Consider the following 22,785-nt stretch of genomic DNA (forward strand, 5'->3'; position numbering starts at 1 on the left):
TAATGGGTTATTTATGAAAGAAATTATGGATACGAGCCTTGTAGAAGGCTATATCTTCCTTTTTGAACTCCTTGACATGGTTGGAAAGGAACTCCAGCACGTCCTCCTCGCTGTAATAGGTCTTCTTGCCCAGTGTCTTGTAGGGCAATGCGCCGACGCTGCGGTAGCGTTGCAGGGTGCGCTTGCTTATCTGGAGCAACATGCACAAGTCCTGATTGTCGAAAAGGCGGATGCTTTCCGTGAGGGCGGGCTGTCGTTCCTCCGCCTTCATCGCCAGCAGCAGTTCGTCCTGACGGTCGAGCCGTTCCATCAGCTTCTGCATCCAGCTCTCGAAGTTGTTTCGTGTGAGCAGTTCCATAGCTATGTCCTCCTTCCTTTGGGTGTGCCTCCCGTTCGTAGCGTGTGGTTGCGTTTCAGCTCCTGCGGTGTCGCGGCGTCCTCGTTGACGGTACATTCATCAAGCAGGCGGTCGATTTCAGACTGTCGGTAGCGGCATTTGCCACGAAGCACGACATAGCCGATGCGTTGCTCGCTGCGCATACGCTGGAGGGTGCGGGTACTCACGTTAAGCAGGTGCGCCGCCTCGCGTGTGGTAAGCAACCTGTCGGGCGATGCCGCTCTCTTGTCGCCGGAGACGGCACGGACGTGTGCCGCAATCTCCGCTATCTGTTCCGTCAATGACCGAAATACGGAACTTTCCATTGTTATCACTTTCATATTCAGTCCTTTCTTTTTGTTTATTTTCATGAACATAGGCTGCGCCTCGGCATACCGTTCAAGCAAGCTTGACGCTCTGCACTCGGCTTGCTCTATGTTTCTGCGGCAAAATTCGGCAATAAACGAAGGGGGCTTTAACAACTCACTACGTGACTCACGTAAGATTTTTCCGGAAGATGGCTCCGTAACCCGGTCAAACGGCGCAACAGGCAGCCTTTCAGCGGAAAACGGCACGTGTTCGGAACCGTACCGTTACCTTTGCGGGCAAACCGATAATTGCATGAATATGGAAATAGTATCTATCGAGAAAAAGACCTTCGAGATGATGATGGCGGCGTTCGGCGCACTTTCGGAGAAGGTCGCCGCCCTGAGGCGCAAAAGCGACACAGGGCGCATGGAAAGATGGCTCACGGGCGAGGAGGTCTGCGGGCAGTTGAGAATAAGCCCGCGCACGTTGCAGACGCTGCGCGACAGGCGGCTTATCGGCTACTCGCAGATAAACCGCAGGTTCTATTACAAGCCGGAGGAGGTGAAGCGGCTGATACCGCTTGTCGGCACGCTCTATCCGCACGGCAGATGATTTGATTTATTCACCCACTGAATCCGAAGTTATGATGAACGAGAACAACGATGTTTTTACAATGGAAGACGAGCCGATAGCCTCTGTTATGCAGAATATGCGCAAAGGCTCGAAATGGCTGTCCGCATTTCTGGAAAGTTACCGTCCTCCGTTGGACGGGGAGCGTTACCTGACGGACGGCGAGGTGTCGGAACTGCTCCGTGTGAGCCGACGCACCTTGCAAGAATACCGCAACAACCGCGTGTTGCCCTTTATCCTTTTGGGAGGGAAGGTGCTTTACCCGGAAACGGTGCTGCGCGAGGTGCTGGAAGCGAACTACCGCAAGCCGTTATGATGTTGATTTTGTAGTTAGAAATAAAAAGATTACTTTTGCAATCTGTTTACGCTTAGTCGTAATCACTTGCTCAATCTCATGTGCGCTTGGGTTTCCAATGCCATCGTACTTCCAGCTCGTTCTGGGAGCAGTTTCATTCTTTAATACGTTGGGAAAGGGGGGCTTTAAGTATGACAAAAACTATAATGAAGGCGGTAGGGGCTGTAGCGGCAGGCCGAAACAGGAAAGTTCATATGAGGATAGCAAGTGTAACCATATATTGCGATGAAGGCTCCAAGGGTTCGAATCCTGCCACCCCGACAAAAGCCACTGATAATCAGTGGCTTTTTCTTTTTTCGGACACATTTCGGACAAATTATATCTGAATATTGATTATTCAATAACCTAAGCAAAGTTAAGTTAAGCTAGAAGAATAACCCTTCTTAAAGAATGATTGGAACATAATGCTTGTTTCTATAGAGCGTGAAAAGTTCATCTTATTCTTATAAAAAATCAAGAGGGCTAGGAGTCTTTTGCTTGTCTATGTCAGTGATATGAGTGTAGATCATAGTCGTTTTTATATTTTCATGACCCAATAACTCTTTTACAATTCGGATATCGATACCTGATTGGATTAAATGTGTGGCATAAGAATGTCGCCCAGTATGTACAGAGCCTTCCGACTGAACATTTGCTTTGATCAATGCTTTTTTCAGAATCAACTGTACACTTCGTTCGCTATACTTGCCACCCTTCTCACCTTCGAAGAGGTACTCCTTTGGCTTGAATGCTTGATAATAATGTCTCAAAGTCGCCAGCAATTTGTCTGGTAATGATACAATCCGATCTTTATTACCTTTGCTTTGATGGATTCTGATAATTCCATCGGAAGATTTTATGTCTTTGATTTTGAGATTCAACAGTTCGCTAAGACGTAGTCCACAACTATAGATTGTCATCAGAATAGCCTTGTGTTTTAGATTTTGAGTGTTATCGAGAATATTTCTTACTTCTTCTTTTGAAAAGAATTTAGGTAATTTAGAAAATGAGCGTTTCGGGTATAAGTAATCCAGTTGGATTTTTTTGTCCAATATCAGTTCGTACATCTTCTTGATTGCGCCCACTAATCCTTTTTGATAGGAAACACTAATTTTCCCATTTTGAACTTTTTCGTTTATAAACGCCTCAATATCTGACAGTGGAATTTCTTCAAGGGAGGGATATTTACTAACATGTTTAAGAAATATACTAGCGTAATCCTTGTACGATCTAATGGTATTGCCAGCATATCTCTGCATCAGCAATCTCTTTTCGAAGGTTTCAAGTATGATTTCGCTATTCATATCAGGGAAATAGTATTTTATAATATTTTGTTTCGCTATTTGTGCGGTTTTATTTTTTAAATACAAATATATCAATATCTTATGTAGAAAGAAAAGTCAAATAACGAAACACGTATATAGGGTTGGTTAAGCGAAATTTTCCGTATATTCGTTTCGTTAAAACAGATGTTGTTATGCGGCAGCTTAAAAGACGACACCAAACCAGAAAAATCATCTTGACAACCACCCGACTTTGAACTACGAAGGATGAAATTTTTCAGGGACAACTTCCAGCATTTCCAAAAAACAGTTTAACCATTGACTTGGAGACAAACAAACAATTTGAGCATTAAGGTTTAAACCGAATTTTTCCGAAATTGTCCTGACCTGACTTTTCCTGAAAATCGACTTTAAAGCTGTTTTTACAGATAAATCAGGTTTCTCTAACAGACAGGAAATAAATGCTAAGTATTTGGCTTTAATCTTAAAATCAAAAAATAAGTGTTTTCTTTTAATGTTTAACAGGGCTGATTTTACAGTTGGCGGTGGCAAGAAACTTTCAGGACCTACCTCATAGACAAGTTTCAAATCAAAAAAAGTATGATAGAAAACGGTATATGGATTGTAAAGCTTCCTTGAAAATAACTTTTGTGTAGGTTCGAACTGAAGGACAATGGAACCTCCCAGAAAATTTTCAAGATTCTCAAACATCAGGATTTTGAAAATATCGGAAGTAATGCCATAAGGAATATTTGACACCACTTTGAAAGGAAATTTCGGAACTGCAAAATTCCTAAAATCACAACCGACAACTTGAACATTTCGGGCATCAGAAAATAATTTTCGTAAATGTTCAACCAAAGCTGTGTCGTTTTCAATAGCAACAACATTGTTGGCAATTTTTAATAAATGAACAGTAAGAAACCCCTTGCCTGCCCCAATATCTAAAACCGTATCCTGATTACTTATATTTGCTTGTCTTATTGCATCTTTTATTAGCACTTTATCAATAGTAAAGTGCTGACCCGTAAAACGAACGGGCAATTTCTTTTTTGTCATTAGTAACTTCTTACAGGTGAATACTTGAATTCAAATCACAGAGATATTCTTTTATAATTATACAACGGCAAATTTAGTAACTTTGCTCGATAAATTAACGAGAAAGAAGAAAAAATGAAAGCCGACAGCATAACATCACCTATACGCAAGCAGGGGTTTCGTGCTTCTATGACAGTGAAGTGGTAAATTTGAAGTTCAGTTCTTCGTAGGAAGTTCAGTGGTTAAAATCCCTGCCTGCGTATAGCTGAGAACCGTTGTGGGCTATTTTGCACACGACACGACAAACATCAAATGACTATCGAAATATGAGTTTATTAAACAATAAAAAAGTTGCAATTATCGGTGGCGGACCAGTTGGACTAACAATGGCAAACTTGTTACAACAAAACGGTATTGACATTACCGTTTACGAAAGAGATGAAAACCCAAAAGCACGAGTTTGGGGCGGAACGCTTGACCTTCACAAAAATTCAGGACAAGAAGCAATGAAAAAAGTAGGATTGTTGCAAACCTACTATGATTTGGCGCTACCTATGGGCGTAAACTTTGCTGATGAGAAGGGTAACATTATAGCAACAAGAAACCCGACACTCGAAAATAAGTTTGACAACCCCGAAATAAATAGAAACGCGTTGCGAAAAATGTTGCTTGGCAGCTTGAAAAATGACACAGTTGTTTGGGATAGAAAATCTATTGGGCTTGAACAAGAAAACGGAAAATGGCTGCTACATTTTGAAAATAAGCCAACTGCATTGGCCGACTTTATTATTGTTTCCAATGGTGGAATGTCTAAAATAAGAAATTTTGTTTCAGATAATGAAGTCGAAGAAACAGGTACTTTTATTATTCAGGGCGACATTCCTGAACCAGAAACGAACTGCCCTGAATTTTATAAGTTGTGCAACAACAATAGACTAATGACCGCACATCAAGGGAATTTATTAGTTGCGAATCCATTTAACAACGGAATGTTAACTTACGGTGTCATTTTCAAAAAGCCTGAAGAATGGAATAATGGAAAAGGATTAGATTTTAAGGACACAAAAAGCGTTTCCGAGTTCTTGACAAACAGGTTTTCAAATTGGAGCAATGAATACAAGGAGTTAATTCGTTCAACAACTTTTTTCGTTGGTTTAACAATAAAAATATTTCCGCTAGACAAAAAGCCTTGGAAGAGTAATCGTCCGTTACCCATAACTTTAATTGGCGACACAGCTCACCTAATGCCACCTTTTGCAGGGCAGGGCGTAAACATTGGACTAATGGACGCTTTGATTTTGTCAGAAAATCTTACAAACGGGAAATTTGGAACGATACAAAGTGCTATTGATGACTATGAACAACGAATGTTTGTTTACGCAACAGAAGCACAAGCGGACTCGACAAAGAATGAAATAGAAATGCGAAATCCGAGCTTTACTTTTCAACAGCTAATGAATGTATAACTCGACAGACAAAAAAAACAGCCCACAACAATCGGCTTGAAACGCAAGGCGGGGTAAACGTCTTCGATTGAACATTTTTTTCTAATTTTACGGTATCGGCTTCGATTGAAAGGTAGTGGTAAAAACCCGCCCTGCGTCAAGCCGCCGGACGTTATGTGCCATTTTTGAATGACAATGCGAATAGATACAGACAAACAAATGAATTTACTTAGTGATAAGAACGTTGCAATAATTGGTGGTGGACCCGTTGGACTGACTATGGCAAAATTATTACAGCAAAACGGCATAGACGTTTCAGTTTACGAAAGAGACAACGACCGAGAGGCAAGAATTTTTGGTGGAACCCTTGACCTACACAAAGGTTCAGGTCAGGAAGCAATGAAAAAAGCGGGATTGTTACAAACTTATTATGACTTAGCCTTACCAATGGGTGTAAATATTGCTGATGAAAAAGGCAATATTTTATCCACAAAAAATGTAAAGCCCGAAAATCGATTTGACAATCCTGAAATAAACAGAAATGACTTAAGGGCTATCTTGTTGAATAGTTTAGAAAACGACACGGTTATTTGGGATAGAAAACTTGTTATGCTTGAACCTGGTAAGAAGAAGTGGACACTAACTTTTGAGAATAAACCGAGTGAAACAGCAGATTTGGTTATTCTTGCCAATGGCAGGATGTCCAAGGTAAGAAAATTTGTTACCGACACGGAAGTTGAAGAAACAGGTACTTTCAATATACAAGCCGATATTCATCAACCAGAGATAAACTGTCCTGGATTTTTTCAGCTATGCAATGGAAACCGGCTAATGGCATCTCACCAAGGTAATTTATTATTTGCTAACCCCAATAATAATGGTGCATTGCATTTTGGAATAAGTTTTAAAACACCTGATGAATGGAAAAACCAAACGCAGGTAGATTTTCAAAACAGAAATAGTGTCGTTGATTTTCTTCTGAAAGAATTTTCCGATTGGGACGAACGCTACAAAGAATTGATTCATACGACGTTGTCATTTGTAGGATTGGCTACACGGATATTTCCTTTAGAAAAGCCTTGGAAAAGCAAGCGCCCATTACCCATAACAATGATTGGGGATGCCGCACATTTGATGCCGCCTTTTGCAGGGCAGGGAGTAAATAGTGGGTTGGTGGATGCCTTGATATTGTCTGATAATCTAGCCGATGGAAAATTTAATAGCATTGAAGAGGCTGTTAAAAATTATGAACAGCAAATGTTTATCTATGGCAAAGAAGCACAAGAAGAATCAACTCAAAACGAAATTGAAATGTTTAAACCCGACTTTACGTTTCAGCAATTGTTAAATGTATAAAATGGAATAAAACGGCACATAACAAACAAATTGGCAATAGAGCCGGTGAAGTACTTCTATTGAACTTTTGTGCAATGTTGAAGATTAGTAATTCTATTCAACATTTGTGCTAAAAGTCGGCTCCATCGCCAATTTGCCAAACGTTGTACGACATAGTAAAACCGAACCAAACAAAATGAAAGTCAGAGAAGAAAAGTTAAGAACAATTATAGAATGGTCGGAGAAAAACGAAGATGTAAGAGTTCTTCTTCTGACAAGTTCACTTGTAAATCCTTTAGCACTTGTTGACGAATTTAGTGATTTAGACATTGAATTTGTTTTTGAGGATAATACAAATTACATTTCAGACAAAAGCTGGACGCTTAAATTCGGAAATCCAATTGCTATGATTGAAGAAGACGAAAGTTGTTTTAACCATAAACACGCAATGAAAATGCTACTTTATGAAGACGGTGTGAAAGTAGATTTTAAACTTTACAGCAAATCAAAATTTATAAAGGAAACGCAAGAGAAAGAATTACCAGAAGATTGGGATATTGGTTATAAAATTTTAATTGATAAAGATGGTATTACAAAGCAAATGCTGAAACCAACTTATCAAATTTCCATTATCAAAAAACCGTCTGAAAAAGAGTTTCAAAATCTAATAAACGATTTTTGGTGGGACACAACTTACGTGGCAAAGTGTCTTGTGAGAGATGAAATATTCTATGCGAAATTTATGTCGGAAACCGTTATTCGCACAGAATATCTAATTCCTTTAATTGAATGGCACATTGCAAGTGAACACAATTGGAACATAACGACCAATAAATATGGACGACTTTTCAAAAAGTATCTTAACCAGGAAATGTGGGCTAAAACAGAACAAACATTTTCAGGGAGCGATATAAAGGAAAATTGGACTGCTCTATTTTCAATGACTGATTTAGTTTCAGAAATAGGAACTGAATTGTCAAAAAAATTAGAGTACAAATACCCGGATAAATTAGAAAATGACATACGAAAATATTTAGCTGGACTAAAACCCAAAACATAACTACGTCGTACAACATCGTATTGGCAATAGGCGGGCTGAACGGCTTCGTATCAACGGAAGTGCAAAATTCAACTTCTGTTCTTCGATTAAAGTTCAGTGCTAAAAATCCCGCCCATCGCCAATACGCGGCACGTTGTTAGCAATCCGCTGCGCTCCTTGCTAACAATGGCTCGGCGACTTACGTCGCTTGCCGTAAGCCGCCGCTTCGCGGACTGCTTACAACAAGCGACTTGGCTAAATAGCTCCGCTTTTGTATCTTCGATACAGCTTCGCTACTTCGCCAAGTCGCCGAGCCGTTATTCAGGACTGTTTAAGTTTTTGATCTCCTGACGTTTTTGGTCTATACTGTTTAATAGTTTATTTTCTTCCTCTCTTTTAATCACCAAATTATGGAATTTCTTAGGGTTAAGAGAATGAGTAGAATCGATATGCGATGTTACATGCGGTAGCTCCAATTCTATCATTCGGTAACGCATTTCATACGATTTTCTATCGTCTAATTGTTTGTTCTTCTCGTATAGAACACCGAGACCTAGCGAAATAATGGTAGATAATGCTATCATAACAATGATCAGAGGTGTTGATTTGAGATCAATGCCGTAATGATGTTTTACAATGACCTGATCAGGAATTTCAGCTATCTTTGAAACAATGTCTTTTTCTTTGATTGTTAATACAGCTAATTCCTGTCTAGTTATTGTGGAGATTTCATTAGCTACATCCTGAAGTGTCCCATAATCGTTAATGATCTTAGATAGTACATCGTTTTCTCTTTTAATAAATTGCTTGATCTGTTGTAGTAGTTCCTGATCCTTTGCTCGCATTTCATGAAATTCCTGCATTTTCTTTTCATTTTCAGAAAGTAGGGAGACAATTGTAGGCATTATTCGTACAATATCCTGCGTGATCAAGTCTGTGTTTTCCTGCAATGCGCTTACCTGTTGCTGTATATTTTCTAATTCTGTGTTCATGGTATTAACGTTTTAGTCCGTAATTCTCTTTCTTTTTTCTTTTCTTGATCAACGGATCATCTTGCTCTGGTGTAATTTCGGGGTTCGAAAATAAAGCTGATGTTATGTGACCAAGTGTTTCTCCGATATTTCTGTCTATAGAATGATCCTTCGAAACATAGCTTCCAGTAATTTGATTTAGTTCAATAGAATTATCTATGCTATTTAAAGCCTTGTCGATCTGTCCGAAGCTCAATGAGCGGTCTATGGCAGAACCCCGAAATGTCTGTTCATCTTTGATGAACGAAATACCTTGAACCTCATCCGACCCCAATCTATATTTAAACTGCATTTCCACACCTCTGTAACGGATATAATTTTGTAGTTCCTTCCAGTTTTTACTGTGTCGTATGCCTGCCTTGACGGTGTCGTAAATTTGGTATTTCGTTAGATCATTACCTTTCAGTCTACCTCTGTTGACATTTCGTTTTCCTTCGGACTGCTTAAAGCCATATAATGCATTTAATTCTTTACAAGCTTTAAAGCTCTTATACCGCTGATTGCTATTGGAGATAGTTTTGCCATGATCGTTTACCCGATTAAAAATAATATGGATATGATCATGTTGGCGGTCGTGGTGGCGCACCATTAAGCATTGGGTATCCCTAATATCTAATTTTGATAAATAACGCTTAGCTGCGGATAGCATGATGTCATTATTCAGCTTGTTTTTATCTTCTGTATTCCACGAAAGAATAATGTGTCCGACTGCCTTGCCCAATCTTGGATTCAGCATCCGCTGAAAATTAAAGTCCTGTGTGATGGTCTTTGCCGAATCCGTCCGTAATCCATTTACATGGATAATCTCACTATCTTTTTTCAGGGCGTATCCAACGCATCCGCCGAAAGATCGGCCCTCAATTATCTTCGCTATCATGGTGCAGTAGTTTATTGATACAATGGTTAATGTGATGGATCGTATTTTTGCATTCCTGTGTCACCTCAATCAGTCCAGACTGGTGTGCTTTTTTAGTTAGCTGATTTAGATTGTTCGAAGCCCCAGTAATCGCCCTAAAAGCTTTCAATTGTTCTTCGGTAAACCTAGGTGTAATTTTTCGTAGGATCGCAGATTTGCGTACCCATTCCGATTTGCTCATACCTGCAATTTTTGCATTATGCAAAACTCTGTTATGTTCGCTTTCATCGAAACGGACATTGATCCTGAACTGTTTTTTATTTTCGAGTGCGGGTCTTCCGCCTTTTTTCTTGTTATTTTTCATCTTGTTTCTTTTTAGCTGTGACCATCGGGAGCCAATCGGTTTTGGGGTCACCAAAACACAACCTTGCTTCCTACCTATTCGATAGTTTTCTTCCCGATTGAATATTTTGGGTCTGTTCTTTGGATGATGTGAAAATCAGATAGTCATTGACATCCTTGATCCTGTTGTCTTGCCTCTGCAATTCTTCCATTCCATTTTTTACGGTGTGCGTTTTTTCAAAATGGCTTCGCAAACTGTTGTACGATTTTAAACCACTGCTATCTGTGTCCAGATAGCTTGTTATTCCGTTATGTCGCCCTAAGAATGGATATGCTTTTTGCAGATTGGCGGTCGTATTCAGGATACAGAAGTTCGTATTTAGATACGGCTTACCTGCATTCTTTTTTAACGTCATAAAGGATAGCAGATCCGTGAAGCCCTCAAACAAAACAACATCTTTGTTGCCGTTATCGATCGTGGTGATCCCCTTTGTCAATAGGGAGCGTTTATCATAGCTGTTGCGCAGTTCGTATCCACCTGCATCATTCTTAAAACTTGCGGCAAAGTACGTCTGTCCTTTTGCCGTCCGGTAATAGATTTCCTGACAGTATACTCTGGCAATTTCAATATCTATTTTGCGTACGTCGGTCAGATAGTCTGTCAGAGCTTTGTTTCCGAGAGGCTCAACGGAAAGGATGGTGTAAGCGCGTTCATTTTCTTGTTGCATGACCTGTACTTTATCCAATACGGTCTGCTGGTGAAAAGAAAAGATATTTTTTCTTTCATCAGCCCAATCTAAAACAGTTGATAGGTTTTCCGTATCCAAAAACTTCATCAGGAAGTCAATGTTATTTCCTCCGAATCCTTCCGAATGCGAGTACCAGATATTCCTATGGATATCCAACTTTGTCGAAGCCGTTCTTTCGTCTCCTCCATTGAATGGGTTTTTAAACCATGCTTCACGGCTGTTCATCCTTGCGCATGGTATCTGTAGATAATTTAATATGGATATGAGCGGTATGCGCTTTAATTCATCACATGTCATAATCTTAATTTTAAAGTAGGTTTAGTTTAGTCTATTACTATATAGGGGCGGACTAAACTAAACCTGTTTTTTAATAATAGAATTCAGGGTTGAACCGGTAGGTCTTATCGTTTTTGATGACCATCCGTTTGTTTTCCAGAAATGTCTTCAGCTGTTTGGCTTTATTGATGCCGAAATTGAAGCCCTTTGCCAGATACGCATTCCGTAATCTGCCAACATATTCATCATATGTGCAGGTTATTTCACTGCCGTTGAACATTTCCTGTAACACTTCCCGATGGTTCTCTTTGGAAAGCTCCTGATAGTCGAATCCCTTTCTCGATACTGTACCTGACAGGTCAAAGTTCTCATCCAGTACGGGCAAACCATCATCGATAAAAAAGGTAAATGGCTCAAACTCGATATCCCTGATGAACTTTGGCGCCACGGTGCTGTAGTTTGTATCCAGATCGCTTTTGGTGACCTGTAATATGGATTCAGCCTTATTGTTCAATTCTGTCCCCAAATGCCCTCTGGTGTTGTCATCACCCTTGTTTAGGTGCAGTACGGTATGGATGTGTATATTCAGCTCCTGTGACCATTTCATCAGCTTGCCGGTAATTTCGGTCGCTTCCGTAGCATTATTGATGTCGTAAACAAGATCCCTGATCCCGTCTATGATGACCAGACATATTTTGCCCGCATATTTGGACAGGGCATATTCGATGATACTTATGCGCTCTTTAGTGGGGTATTCCCTCAGGGATATAAATTTTAGGTTTTCATGGACTTCCGTTGTCGGGTAATTTATGAGTTTGTAAACCCTTGAAATCAACCTGTGGCAATGGAATCTGCTCTGCTCCGTATCGCAGTACAGTACCAATGGACGGTTTATGGGAACTTTGACCTTATACTGTAATATCTGTTTTCCGCTCAATGCAGCAGCGACCAATGAAATCACATTGAATGTTTTCCTACTCTTGGCCTTTCCGGTGGATGCGCTGAAATTTCCTAATGTACCGATAACGGAATCGGAATTGCTGATTGTTATCATGATCGGAGGTTCTAAAAATTTATCTGTTATTTTTACTATAGCCCTATCCAATGCAGTGGCTATGTCCTGGTTAAACGAGATCATTATTTACCTCCTTTGTTATGGTTGAAGTTCGTCATGGATGCCATAACATCTTCTTTGTTGAAGTAAATGCGCTTTCCCATACGTTTATAGGGAATACGCCCCTGTTTCATCCATTCGGTCAGGCTGACAAGGGAAATATCAAGCTCGTTTGCCATTTCCTTTTTGGTCATTAGTTTTGTCGGTTGCTTTTTTTGCGGAGGATCGTCCATATTACCAACCTTTGAAATAAAAACCTGTAGTTCTTCCCTAACTGCATCCTTGACACAATCTCTAAGGGCATTTCGATCCAGTGTAATCATACTTTGCTCATGTTTATCAATTTAAGAATGTCGAAGTCATGGCCACTTTCTTCGTTTAATTAACTTGACACAAAATTGGGCAAGCAAGACCACAAAAAATGCCGTTCAGAATTTTGAACGGCATCTCTGCAAGGGGGTGGTATGATTTATCTTCTGGCTATTCAATTGGAATAATTTTGAATTTGCGATCTGAATTGTCAATGTCGGTGGGTTTACCGTCACAAAAATAGTTCTCTACTGTTCCGAATGGAATTGGCTTATCATGTTCCAAAAAATGATTGGAAATGATTTTTGCCCATGTTATATGGGCGTTAGTCCCTAGGAATGTTTCTGCTTTTCCGTTGATTATTATCTTTGCTTTCATAAATTCATCAAACAACGCGATCAGATTAAGTTTGTCGCCGTTCAGTATATTGATTTTATGATGATCCAAGGAATTCAATCGGGATTTCTCTTTTTTGAGCTTTTTAACCTGTTCTTTAAATTCATCCAATTCTTTTAATGTCGTATTATACTGTGCTAGCAAACGATCGAGATTTTGTTTCTGGATGAATTGCTTTTTTAATTCTTCCTGTTCCTCTTTGTTCGAATCTAGATAGTTCTCCAGAATAGTTTTTATGGTATTTATATTGGATTCTGTACTTGCATTGGATGAATTGGCAAGTTTCGTAAATGCCGAATCGATCAATTCCTGTGTCCGCTGGAATTCTATTTGAGTTTTGCTCTTTACTTCTTGCAATAGTTGCTCGCTGACTATCTCATATTTTTTTGACAGACTTACCGTGAAATTCCATCGGTCATATTTGGGAAGGATATTCTCGATGAAATACTGGAATTTCTGTATTCTAAGGTCGTTTCTTCTTTTCTGTGTCGCCGACAGCTTTTCCTGTGATTTGCTTCTTTCCTTTTTTAGCTCGGAATTAACAGTCTGCCATAATTCTTTAAAAAACTCTCTGCCGTCAGTATCGTTGAATTCAGCTTTGTAATAGTTGAAGTGGCGCAAAAAGAGATCTTCAAGTTGACTCTCTGGAAGTCGCTGAACTTTTATAAGAAAGTGTACATCCGCATGCGTATCGTTCTTGGAAAAAGGGACGCCCACGTCCAATGGATGCGGATCAAAGTCAAACGGTTTTCTTCTTCTGAAATATTTACTGTTCATAATTTTAAAATTTGTTCAGTGCATCGATTAACGAATCCGTGTTTGCCGATTCGTATTTCATTAAAGTCCTTATGTCGGAATGTGCGGTCAGTTTCTGCACAAGTGTAATGGGTACGTTCCTGCTCAATAGGTTCGTTACCATTGATCTTCTGCCGACATGGCTCGATAGGAAGTCGTACTTCCTTTTTTCTATCACCAGCTTTTGCTTACCTGAATACCTTGTGATCTTTATGATTTCGTCCATTCCTGCCAGTTTGCCGACAGTTTTGATATATTCATTGAACTTCTGGTTGGATATCTTGGGCACGGAGTAACCGATACGCTCCAAGATATCCTTTGCTGGGGCAATATACCCCTCAAAAGGTACGATCACCCTTTTTTTGACTTTTACCGAAATGAAGTCCCAAGCATTGTTTTTTATGTCCTTTGGGTCAAAGTTGATCAGATCCTCAAATCTTTGCCCTGTGTAGCACAATAGACAGAACAGATCCCGTACCCTTTCCAGACTGGGTCTGTCCGAAAGATCATGGTTCATCAGTTTCTGTATTTCGGATTCTGACAGGGCAATGATCTCATTGTAGGCTTTCTTCTTAAAGTTTGTCTTCTGGGTCTTGAAGACATCGGGATGCACCAAATAATCATTGTCGTTGCACCACTTTAGGAATACCTTTAACGTGGAGATGTACTTGTGGATGGTGTCATTCAGCAAGCCCTCTTTATCTCCATCGTTCGTGTTCTTTTTCCTGCTTAGAAATACCTCAAACTGATCGAGAAATTTACCGTCCATTTCCCTAAGGATAAGTTTTGTTCCCTTATGCTTCTCAAAATCCTCCAATCCCTTAAAGACTGTCCGGTATTCTTTTAACGTACCCTCTTTGACAAAATTGGATTTGTAGGAAAGGAACTGGGTTTTCAGGTGGGAAATGGATATTTCACTATTGACGGCATTGTCCCTGTCAATACAGTCCTGTACAATCTGTTTATAATCCTCTTTGGAAAGAAACTGGTTTGTTTCTTTTTTTCGCATTGCTTCCCTTGTACAGCAGTTTGCAAGGTTGTTCAGTTCAACATTGAATTCCAACGCTCCGCTGGCACTTGGTTTAAGCCTTTCCTTTTCAAAATCCCAACTTTTGGGCAATATCTTATAGTTTGTCCTGTATTTTATCCTACAGGATTTATCCGGTGAAAAGAAGAGATACAGTGCAGTGGGCGATGGATTCCAGAACTTTTGTGCAAGGTTCTTCTTTTTCCCTCCAACCTTTGCCAATTCCTGTTTGACCTTTTCAGGCGAAATATCGGGATTATAGGGCTTATCTAAATAAAAATTCACTTTCATATTTCTCGGACATATTTCGGACAGAAATGCTTAATATTACCATATTTTACCTTTGTAAGGTTAGGTAAAGATAGGTAATAAAATTTGTAAATACCTAATAATCAGAGTAAAATAAGAAAAGTAAAAGTAAGATATGATAACGGTTCGAATCCCGCCCTGCCGCAAAAAAAGCTACCTCTAAGGTAGCTTTTACTTTTAGAATGGGGCTTTATCTTCAACAATAGCCAACATTTCCGCTCGGTATAAACATAACGTATGCCTGCTGTTTCTCTTTGGCGAGTACCTTTCTCACCAGCCATGTGCGGAACAGGTGGGTGTTGTAGGTGTTCAGTCGGAAAGCGACCGGGATGATGATTTCAAGTGCGTACACATCCGCGTACAGCCTGTTTTCAAGCTGCATGTAGCGGCACACCTCGTAGTCGTTCAGCACGTCCGACTTGCGGACGGCTTTGATGGCGGCGTTCACTGCCGGGACGGTCGTATGGAACAGTCCGGCTATTTCGGTGGCGGTCATCCACACGTCATTACCGGTTACGCTGACCGCCTTGTCTTCTATGATGATTATGTCTCGCTTCATGGCTTCTCTTTTTTAGATGGTACAACCTGCAAATTCCTCGATGCCGTTCAACCTTGCCGCAAGGTTCTCCATGTCCTGATTGAGCTTTTCTTTGGTTATCTTCGCGTAAATCTGCGTCGTCTTTATGCTCTTGTGTCCGAGCATGGAGCTGACCGTTTCGATGGGTACGCCGTTGGAAAGGAAAACTGTCGTGGCTGCCGTGTGGCGGCTTTGATGCCACGTGATATGCTTGGTGATGCCGCAACGCTTGGCGACGGCACGGATACCTGCAAGGCACGTGTTATAATGCGGGACGGGGAATATCCTGCCGTCCCCGCACAGTCCCCGGTATTTGCCGATTATGCGGTTGGCGATGTCAAGCAGGCGGATATTGGACACCACACCCGTTTTCTGGCGGTTGATGTTTATCCACTCGTGTTCGTCGAAGTAGGTACGGATATTCTCGTCCGTGAGGTTGCGCATATCCGAGAATGACAATCCGGTGAAGGCGCAGAACAGGTAGAGGTCGCGGTACAGTTCCTGTTTGGCGTTTTTCAGTTTGCCTTCCATCAACAGGCGTATTTCCTCTTTGGTAAGGAAACTGCGTGTCGTTTCTTCCTTTTTGATTTCATACTCGCGGAACGGGTCGCGTGTCAGCCACTCGTTGTTGATGGCGATGAACACCATCGTCCGTAGCGGGCAGACGTACAGCCACACGGTATTGGTGCAGCAGTGCTTGTCCGTGCGCAGGAACATCTCGAAGTCGGAGATGAAAGCCGGGGTAAGCTCTTTCAGGGCGATGTCCTTCACATGGTAGCGGATGGTGAGGAACTCTTGCAGGTGCTTGTAAACGGTGCGGTACTTCAACAGCGTGCCTTTGGCTTTCATGCCAGCCTCCACCTGTTTCTCATAGTCCTCGTTGTGCCGGCGGAACACCTGCATCAGCGTGTGGTAGCGGTGTTCCAATCCGAGAAAGGCGTTCTTCACCTTCTCCGCCGTGACGAAGTTGTCACGCTCCATGATTTCCTGATAGTGCTTGTTGATGCGCACCCGCATCTTGTCAAGCATACGATTCGTTTCAAGTGCCGCCGTGCTTCTGCCCGTGACACGTCCCCCTTTGGTGTCCCACAGCTTCGGGTCGACAGTCAGTTTGCAGCTGAACTGCGTCTGGCTGCCGTCCACCGTGATGCGTCCCATGACGGGAACTGTCCCGTCCTTTTTCACTACCTGACGCTTGAGGTAGTAGATGACTGAAAATGTACTCTTCATCGTCCTTAATTTTTTGGTTTCAAAATTAGTTGGTGAAGAGTCCGATGTCGGTACGCAAAACGGGGAGGAACGGCGCAATCTTTTTCTGTAACCAAATTTTTTGCGTGAGTTGTAGGTAACTCACTATTCCTTAGTGTCTTGTTTCGCCATCCATACCCGTTTGTCGCATTATCGGGCATGGTTACGAACAAGTAACGTTGTGGCGTCAGGATTTGGCTTTTGCTGTGATTGTACTGGCTTCACGAATTATAGCCACTTCAACTAAAACCCTTGTAACTCAATTCTATCACTATATCTTTCCGCATTTCACTTTTTTGTAGTAACTTTGCTTGGATAAACAATCAATATTGTAATACTATACAAATTTTGCTGCATGGAACAGACTTTGGAAAATGGGATAGCTGACAACTTATTGCACAACATCTTTAATGACCTGTCTGTAGGCTTGGAGTTGTATGATAAGGACGGTCTCATGATAGATGTCAATTATTCGCGGTTGAGATCAATGGGGATAAAAGACAAAAAGGATATTCTGGGCTATAATCTATTTAATTACACTAGTTTCTCTGATGAAATCAAAGAACAGGTCAGAAAAGGAGAAACAGTGCGTTTCATGGCAAAATATAATTTTGATGACGTGCGTCATCTTTTTCCTACTAATCTGTCCGGTATAAAATTCTTCGAGATTACCGTTTCTTTCGTACATAATGAAAAGTCGGAAATTATGAATTATATGGTGATTAGTCAGGATGTCACCGAACGTGTTCTGTGGCAAAACAAATATGATAATCTTTACGAAGAAGCGGTGCGCTCAAAAAAAGAACTCCTTGAGAGCGAACAAAGAATGATCCAATTGATTCGTCAGAATGAGTTGGTATTGAACAATATTAATTCGGGATTGGCATATATTGCGAACGACTATATCGTACAATGGGAGAATATCTCGCTTTGTAGTAAAAGCCTTTCTTATGAGGCTTACAAAAAAGGGGAGCTTTGCTATCTGACGGCCCATAATCGCACCACTCCTTGTGAGAACTGTGTGATGCAACGTGCCCGGAAATCCGGTCAGGTAGAGTCTATCTTGTTTAATCTGGATAACAAGCATGTCATAGAAGTCTTTGCTACTCCCATATTTAATGAACAGGGAGATGTTGACGGTGTCGTGATTCGCGTAGATGATGTTACCGAGCGACAGCACATGATAGGTGAACTTGAAACGGCAAGAAGTCGTGCTGAACAATCCGATAAGTTGAAATCCGCCTTTCTGGCAAATATGAGCCACGAAATCCGTACACCGTTAAATGCTATCGTTGGTTTTTCCGATTTATTGATGGTGACGGAAGATCAAGAAGAAAAAGAAGAATTTATTCAGATTATCAATGCCAACAATGAGTTGCTTTTGAAACTGATTAACGACATACTGGATCTTTCGAAAATAGAAGCCGGCTCGGTAGAACTGAAATACGAAGATTTTGATTTGGCTGTTTATTTCAACGAATTAGCTGCTTCGATGCATCGTCGTGTAGTAAATCCGCAGGTTCGGTTAGTTCCCGTGAATCCTTATGAAACCTGTACCGTTCGTTTGGATAAAAACCGGTTAGCGCAGATTCTCACTAACTTTGTAACTAATGCTATCAAATATACCTCCAAAGGAACTATTGAAATGGGGTATGAAAAGATAGACGGAGATATTCGTCTTTACGTTCGCGATACAGGTATTGGTATACCGGAAGATAAAAAAGACAAGGTGTTCCATCGTTTTGAGAAACTGGATGAATTTGCACAGGGAACCGGACTGGGACTGTCTATTTGTAAAGCCATCGTTGAGGCTTGCAGGGGAGAGATAGGCTTTGAGTCGGAATTTGATAAAGGGTCTTTATTTTGGGCGGTTTTGCCATGCCAGTTCGATTCGGTTGACAGCGAGCCGACTTCTTCACGTCGGAATAATGAGAAGGATGCAGATAATGAAAGCATTCTTGACTCCGAAGAAACAAAGAAAGTACCTAAAAGAGTGCTGGTCGTTGAAGATATTCAAAGTAACTTCTTTTTGGTATCTTCTATCTTGAAAAACAAATGCCAGTTGTTACACGCACCGAATGGACTGGAGGCAGTTGAAATTGTCCGTACCCAACCGGTGGATCTGGTACTGATGGATATGAAGATGCCTGTTATGGACGGGCGTACTGCAACCTCGGAGATCCGGAAGTTTAATGCTGAAATTCCGATTATCGCCCTGACTGCTCATGCCTTTGATGCCGATCGGGTAGCTGCGTTGAAAGCCGGTTGTGATGATTATCTGGTGAAGCCGATCAATGGAGCGAAGTTGATGCAGACTCTGAAAGAGTATGGTTGTTGAAAGGATGGGATTAAAAATGTGCTGATTTGAAAAAGGGTATATTCTATTCTTTCTGTTTTTAATATATCAGTCACTTGTTTGTGGTGAAGGAAAAAACGCTCTGCATTTTGGATGAAAGAATGTAGGGTTGTTTGTTGTCCTGGATAATTCCTGTCTAAAAATAAATAATTCCTCTGTATTGCTATCTATATGCTTACTGCTTGCCCGTATGTAGTTTGCTTTATCATTTTTCTTTTGTGCGCTTGTGATGATGAACTAGCCTATAAACGGGCTTTTCCGAGGGCTTTTATAACTTGGTCGGTGAGTATGGAAGGCTTTCTCGGTGAGGAAGGATGTGTTCCTCACCGAGGAATGGCTTATTGCTCACCGAGGAACATCATTTATTTCTTTAAAGAAAATGCATATCATCTGAAAATATATGCTGTATTGTGGCGGTAATATGCATATATATGTGATAATATGGATGCTTTTAATTCCGGATTACCATCTTCAATAGTTTTGTTTTCTTTCTTAATCTGAAAAATAGAACATTTCTCTTGTTTGTTTGGAGGAATTGAAAGGGAGACAGCTTACTATAAAAGGCTATAAATCTGTAAAGTTTGGGATTGTTTTTTATGTTTATGGATTTAAATAGTTACCTTTGCTAAAAATAGAATATCATGTCCAAATACGTCAATCCTTTTACTGATATAGGATTTAAAATTATTTTTGGTCAACCGGCCAGTAAGAATTTGCTCATCACTTTGTTGAACGAATTACTTGCAGGTGAACATCATATTACAGAACTTACTTTTCTGGATAAGGAAGATCATGCAGACAATGTGAGTGATAAAGGTATCATTTATGATCTTTATTGCCGTACAGCAAGTGGTGAGTATATTATCGTGGAGATGCAGAATCGTTGGCACAGTAATTTTTTAGATCGTACACTTTATTATGTTTGTCGTGCTGTGAGTCGGCAGATAGAATCTCCTTCTTCAAAAGAAGTCCCTGTCCCTGAAGATCCGATGACTGCAAGAGAACCACTTGTCTCTTATGGAAAGCAGTATAGACTACCTACTATATATGGAATTTTCCTGATGAATTTCAAAGAGGAAAATTTAGAGGCTAAATTCCGTACGGATACGGTTCTTTCCGACCGTGATACAGGGAAGATTGTTAATCCGCATCTCCGGCAGATTTATTTGCAATTTCCTTATTTTACAAAGGATTTGTCGGACTGCCATACATTATATGATAAATTAATTTATGCACTGAAGAATATGAGCAATTGGAATAGAATGCCGGATGCTTTGAAAGAACAAGTGTTTGAACATCTGGCGAGATTGGCAGCAGTTGCCGATCTTTCGGAAGAAAACCGTATCGCTTATGATAAGGCATTAGATCGGTATAGGGTCAACCAAATTGTAGAGGAGGATGAACGGCGTAAAAACGAAGAGATGCGGAGAAAAGCGGCTGAAGAAGGGATGAAAGAAGGGATGAAGGCCGGGTTGGAAAAAGGAGTGAAAAAAGGAAGGCTAGAGGGAATAAAAGAGGGAATAAAAGAAGGGATGAAGGAAGGGTTGGAGAAAGGGTTGGAGAAAGGAGAGCAAAAGAAGCAAATTGAAATTGCTCGGAAGATGAGAGAGGACGGAATATCCATTGATATAATTATCAAATACACGGGTCTTCAATCTTCTGATATAGAAAACCTATAATATATCTTCATAGGAAAATTGTTGTAGTTATATTAGGATAAAATATAAAGTAGGCGGGAATATTCAGGAATGGATACTTCCGCTTTCTTTTTTTGATTCGTAAGATGTTCAAAGATGTCTGTGATTCCATAATTAATCGATGAAATGGACGATTTTAGACAAATTTGGAAGAATCGTAGCTAAAATAGAACATTCTTTGCCTTTAATATAGCTTACATTTGTGGCAGTGATTGTCAAAAGGGACAGCACAATTATTAAATAAAGCTAATCTTAATTATTAAATTTATGAGAAACAAATTCCTATTTCTTTGTCTCCTCCTTTTTGGAACGTTGACAGCTTGTAAAGACACAAAATGGGTAGACGTTCCAACTGGTACTCCTCCTGAAGGTGCAATCACAGGAAAACCTGGTGAACCGGAAGAGCCGGATAATCCTACTGTAAAATCATTCATTAATTGCTCTTATATTCGGGGGGATTTTTTTGAAATAAACCGTATTTCGGCAGCCAGTATGGGTGCTTGTACAGATTTGATTTATTTGGCAGCGCGTCCTTATGCAAATGGTGAGGTAGCTTTTGAATTGCCGTTGAATGATGCAACGATGACAAACGTATCTCATGCTGGCACTTTTCAAGGTCGTAATGGAGTGGTTAAATTTGAAGGAACAAGTCTTATGAATGGCGGTGATGGATTACTTCACTCTGCTGATGGAGCCTTTAATAAATTCACCTTTGGTACCTATATATATATAAGTGAATGGGTGGACGGAGCTTTTCTCTTTAAGAAAATGGATGGAAACTCCACGATTATTGCTTTTCAAATGGGTGCGACAGCTAATAGTTTGAAACTGTCTATTGGAAGTTCGGTTGCAACCGTTACCACTCCTGATCTGGCAACAGGCTGGCACTATATTGGGTTGACTTATGAACAAGGTACAGCTAAACTTTATGTAGATACAAACAATACTGCAATAAGTTTTGTAGGTGCTCTCCCTAATGAAGTACCTAATACACGTACTGATTTTTTGATTGGAGATAAATTTAAAGGTTATTTAGATGAAACTTTTGTAAGCAGTTTGGTAGTAGGTACATCAGGTAGAAACCCTATCACCTTTGACAATTGGAATAATTCAAAAATACTTGCTTACTGGAAATACGATGATGCCACGAAACTTGGCAAGGATTCACATTCCTGGCTGGGGCGTTTGAATAATATACGTACCGCTTTACAGGGACAACAGGGAGATAGAAGATTGCGCTTGGGCATTGCCGGTGGAGAATGGAAAAAGATGATGGCTGATGCCACTGCCCGTACAAGATTTGCTTCCGAGGTGAAGAAGATTATCGAACAATATGAGTTTGATGGAGTTGATTTTGATTTTGAATGGCCTGCAAATGCCAGTGAATATAATAATTATAGTGCAACTGTAATCCAAATGCGTTCTACATTAGGAAAGTATGTTTACTTCACCGCATCGTTGCATCCGGTTTCTTTTAAAATTTCCCCGGAAGCTATTGATGCTCTGGATTTTATCTCTTATCAATGTTACGGCCCTGCAGTGATGCGTTTTCCTTACGAACAATTTGTAAAAGATGGAGAAGCAGCTGTGGCATATGGAATCCCTAAGAATAAGCTGGTGATGGGAGTGCCTTTCTATGGTTCTACGGGTAGTCTGATTGCTGCCTATTGTGATTTCGTGAATGATGGTTTGGCTACTACGAATGAAGATACATATACATATAAAGGAAATACATATACTTTCAACAGTATAGAAACGATTCGTAAGAAAGCGAGATATGTCTGTGAAGAAGACTATGCAGGCATTATGAGTTGGGATTTGGCAACAGATATTGACATAACCAATAATAAGTCTTTGTTGAAGGTCATAAAAGAAGAGTTTGAATATTATGCGAATCCGACGGAATAAAAGAGA

The 22,785-nt window shown here is 40.4% G+C and carries 22 protein-coding genes; 8 read left to right on the forward strand and 14 right to left on the reverse strand.

Translation table 11 applies throughout. The features are described from left to right. Nucleotides 1-7: 7 nt before the first annotated feature. Together LPH68_RS01825 and LPH68_RS01830 are read right to left on the reverse strand one after the other, a co-directional pair. Nucleotides 8-358: a helix-turn-helix domain-containing protein gene (locus LPH68_RS01825; RefSeq protein ID WP_008651074.1), complete on the reverse strand. Its 351-nt coding sequence runs from the start codon at nt 356-358 to the stop codon at nt 8-10. Between the two features lie 2 nt (nt 359-360). After that, the gene (locus tag LPH68_RS01830) at nt 361-717 is read right to left on the reverse strand and encodes a helix-turn-helix domain-containing protein (protein WP_005790828.1); all 357 of its coding nucleotides are present in this window, start codon (nt 715-717) and stop codon (nt 361-363) included. Nucleotides 718-997: 280 nt separating this feature from the next. Here LPH68_RS01830 and LPH68_RS01835 point away from each other — a divergent pair, with 280 nt between their 5' ends. Together LPH68_RS01835 and LPH68_RS01840 are read left to right on the forward strand one after the other, a co-directional pair. Then, a complete protein-coding gene (locus LPH68_RS01835; RefSeq protein ID WP_006255804.1) occupies nt 998-1,297 on the forward strand; it encodes a helix-turn-helix domain-containing protein in 300 nt (99 codons plus the stop codon). Nucleotides 1,298-1,328: 31 nt separating this feature from the next. After that, nucleotides 1,329-1,631: a helix-turn-helix domain-containing protein gene (locus LPH68_RS01840; protein ID WP_005934579.1), complete on the forward strand. Its 303-nt coding sequence runs from the start codon at nt 1,329-1,331 to the stop codon at nt 1,629-1,631. 482 nt (nt 1,632-2,113) lie between these two features. Here LPH68_RS01840 and LPH68_RS01845 read toward each other — a convergent pair whose 3' ends face one another. Both LPH68_RS01845 and erm(F) read right to left on the reverse strand, forming a co-directional pair. Beyond that, nucleotides 2,114-2,953 (reverse strand): tyrosine-type recombinase/integrase, encoded by an 840-nt coding sequence (locus tag LPH68_RS01845; RefSeq protein WP_005790834.1) that lies wholly within the window; start codon nt 2,951-2,953, stop codon nt 2,114-2,116. Between the two features lie 237 nt (nt 2,954-3,190). Continuing rightward, entirely contained in the window at nt 3,191-3,991 is an 801-nt protein-coding gene (erm(F), locus tag LPH68_RS01850) for a 23S rRNA (adenine(2058)-N(6))-methyltransferase Erm(F) (protein WP_004331461.1), read from the reverse strand. A gap of 305 nt (nt 3,992-4,296) precedes the next feature. Between erm(F) and tet(X1) the strand changes: the two genes are divergently transcribed. From tet(X1) to LPH68_RS01865, 3 genes are all read left to right on the forward strand, one after another. After that, nucleotides 4,297-5,436: a tetracycline-inactivating monooxygenase Tet(X1) gene (tet(X1), locus tag LPH68_RS01855; RefSeq protein ID WP_005790841.1), complete on the forward strand. Its 1,140-nt coding sequence runs from the start codon at nt 4,297-4,299 to the stop codon at nt 5,434-5,436. Between the two features lie 168 nt (nt 5,437-5,604). Beyond that, nucleotides 5,605-6,771 (forward strand): tetracycline-inactivating monooxygenase Tet(X), encoded by a 1,167-nt coding sequence (tet(X), locus tag LPH68_RS01860; RefSeq protein ID WP_230296841.1) that lies wholly within the window; start codon nt 5,605-5,607, stop codon nt 6,769-6,771. Nucleotides 6,772-6,946: 175 nt separating this feature from the next. Beyond that, nucleotides 6,947-7,810, forward strand: coding sequence for an aminoglycoside 6-adenylyltransferase AadS (locus LPH68_RS01865; RefSeq protein ID WP_003013318.1), 864 nt, complete (start codon nt 6,947-6,949; stop codon nt 7,808-7,810). A 296-nt stretch (nt 7,811-8,106) separates the two neighbouring features. Here the strand turns inward: LPH68_RS01865 and LPH68_RS01870 are convergent, their stop codons facing one another. The 10 genes from LPH68_RS01870 to LPH68_RS01915 form a co-directional block, all read right to left on the reverse strand. Next, on the reverse strand, nt 8,107-8,781 hold the full coding sequence (locus LPH68_RS01870; protein ID WP_003013290.1) for a hypothetical protein: 675 nt from the start codon (nt 8,779-8,781) through the stop codon (nt 8,107-8,109). A gap of 4 nt (nt 8,782-8,785) precedes the next feature. After that, nucleotides 8,786-9,697 carry a relaxase/mobilization nuclease domain-containing protein gene (locus LPH68_RS01875; protein ID WP_003013289.1) on the reverse strand — a complete coding sequence of 304 codons (912 nt, stop codon included), beginning with the start codon at nt 9,695-9,697 and terminating at the stop codon, nt 8,786-8,788. Further along, nucleotides 9,678-10,040 carry a plasmid mobilization relaxosome protein MobC gene (gene mobC, locus LPH68_RS01880; RefSeq protein ID WP_003013287.1) on the reverse strand — a complete coding sequence of 121 codons (363 nt, stop codon included), beginning with the start codon at nt 10,038-10,040 and terminating at the stop codon, nt 9,678-9,680. The genes LPH68_RS01875 and mobC overlap by 20 nt, the downstream gene beginning before the upstream one ends. Before the next feature lie 70 nt (nt 10,041-10,110). After that, nucleotides 10,111-10,992: a toprim domain-containing protein gene (locus tag LPH68_RS01885; protein WP_003013284.1), complete on the reverse strand. Its 882-nt coding sequence runs from the start codon at nt 10,990-10,992 to the stop codon at nt 10,111-10,113. A 142-nt stretch (nt 10,993-11,134) separates the two neighbouring features. Continuing rightward, the gene (locus tag LPH68_RS01890) at nt 11,135-12,097 is read right to left on the reverse strand and encodes an AAA family ATPase (protein WP_224200403.1); all 963 of its coding nucleotides are present in this window, start codon (nt 12,095-12,097) and stop codon (nt 11,135-11,137) included. A gap of 83 nt (nt 12,098-12,180) precedes the next feature. Further along, the gene (locus LPH68_RS01895) at nt 12,181-12,480 is read right to left on the reverse strand and encodes a helix-turn-helix domain-containing protein (protein ID WP_003013280.1); all 300 of its coding nucleotides are present in this window, start codon (nt 12,478-12,480) and stop codon (nt 12,181-12,183) included. A 157-nt stretch (nt 12,481-12,637) separates the two neighbouring features. Continuing rightward, the gene (locus tag LPH68_RS01900) at nt 12,638-13,639 is read right to left on the reverse strand and encodes a hypothetical protein (RefSeq protein ID WP_003013276.1); all 1,002 of its coding nucleotides are present in this window, start codon (nt 13,637-13,639) and stop codon (nt 12,638-12,640) included. Between the two features lie 4 nt (nt 13,640-13,643). Then, nucleotides 13,644-14,975, reverse strand: a complete 1,332-nt coding sequence (locus tag LPH68_RS01905) for a site-specific integrase (RefSeq protein ID WP_003013274.1) — start codon at nt 14,973-14,975, stop codon at nt 13,644-13,646. Nucleotides 14,976-15,189: 214 nt separating this feature from the next. Then, complete coding sequence (locus LPH68_RS01910) at nt 15,190-15,552, reverse strand: hypothetical protein (protein ID WP_005790858.1); 363 nt, start codon at nt 15,550-15,552, stop codon at nt 15,190-15,192. A 12-nt stretch (nt 15,553-15,564) separates the two neighbouring features. Next, nucleotides 15,565-16,800 (reverse strand): site-specific integrase, encoded by a 1,236-nt coding sequence (locus LPH68_RS01915; protein WP_005790860.1) that lies wholly within the window; start codon nt 16,798-16,800, stop codon nt 15,565-15,567. Nucleotides 16,801-17,173: 373 nt separating this feature from the next. Here LPH68_RS01915 and LPH68_RS01920 point away from each other — a divergent pair, with 373 nt between their 5' ends. The 3 genes from LPH68_RS01920 to LPH68_RS01930 all read left to right on the forward strand — a co-directional run bounded on the left by LPH68_RS01920 (nt 17,174) and on the right by LPH68_RS01930 (nt 22,779). Beyond that, nucleotides 17,174-19,156 carry a response regulator gene (locus LPH68_RS01920; protein ID WP_118196432.1) on the forward strand — a complete coding sequence of 661 codons (1,983 nt, stop codon included), beginning with the start codon at nt 17,174-17,176 and terminating at the stop codon, nt 19,154-19,156. A 659-nt stretch (nt 19,157-19,815) separates the two neighbouring features. Then, complete coding sequence (locus LPH68_RS01925) at nt 19,816-20,853, forward strand: PD-(D/E)XK nuclease family transposase (RefSeq protein ID WP_087322415.1); 1,038 nt, start codon at nt 19,816-19,818, stop codon at nt 20,851-20,853. Between the two features lie 285 nt (nt 20,854-21,138). After that, nucleotides 21,139-22,779: a glycosyl hydrolase family 18 protein gene (locus LPH68_RS01930; RefSeq protein WP_128857826.1), complete on the forward strand. Its 1,641-nt coding sequence runs from the start codon at nt 21,139-21,141 to the stop codon at nt 22,777-22,779. Nucleotides 22,780-22,785: the final 6 nt, after the last annotated feature.

It is taken from the genome of Bacteroides sp. 1_1_30 (assembly GCF_020982715.1).
Classification (GTDB): Bacteria; Bacteroidota; Bacteroidia; order Bacteroidales; family Bacteroidaceae; genus Bacteroides; species Bacteroides xylanisolvens.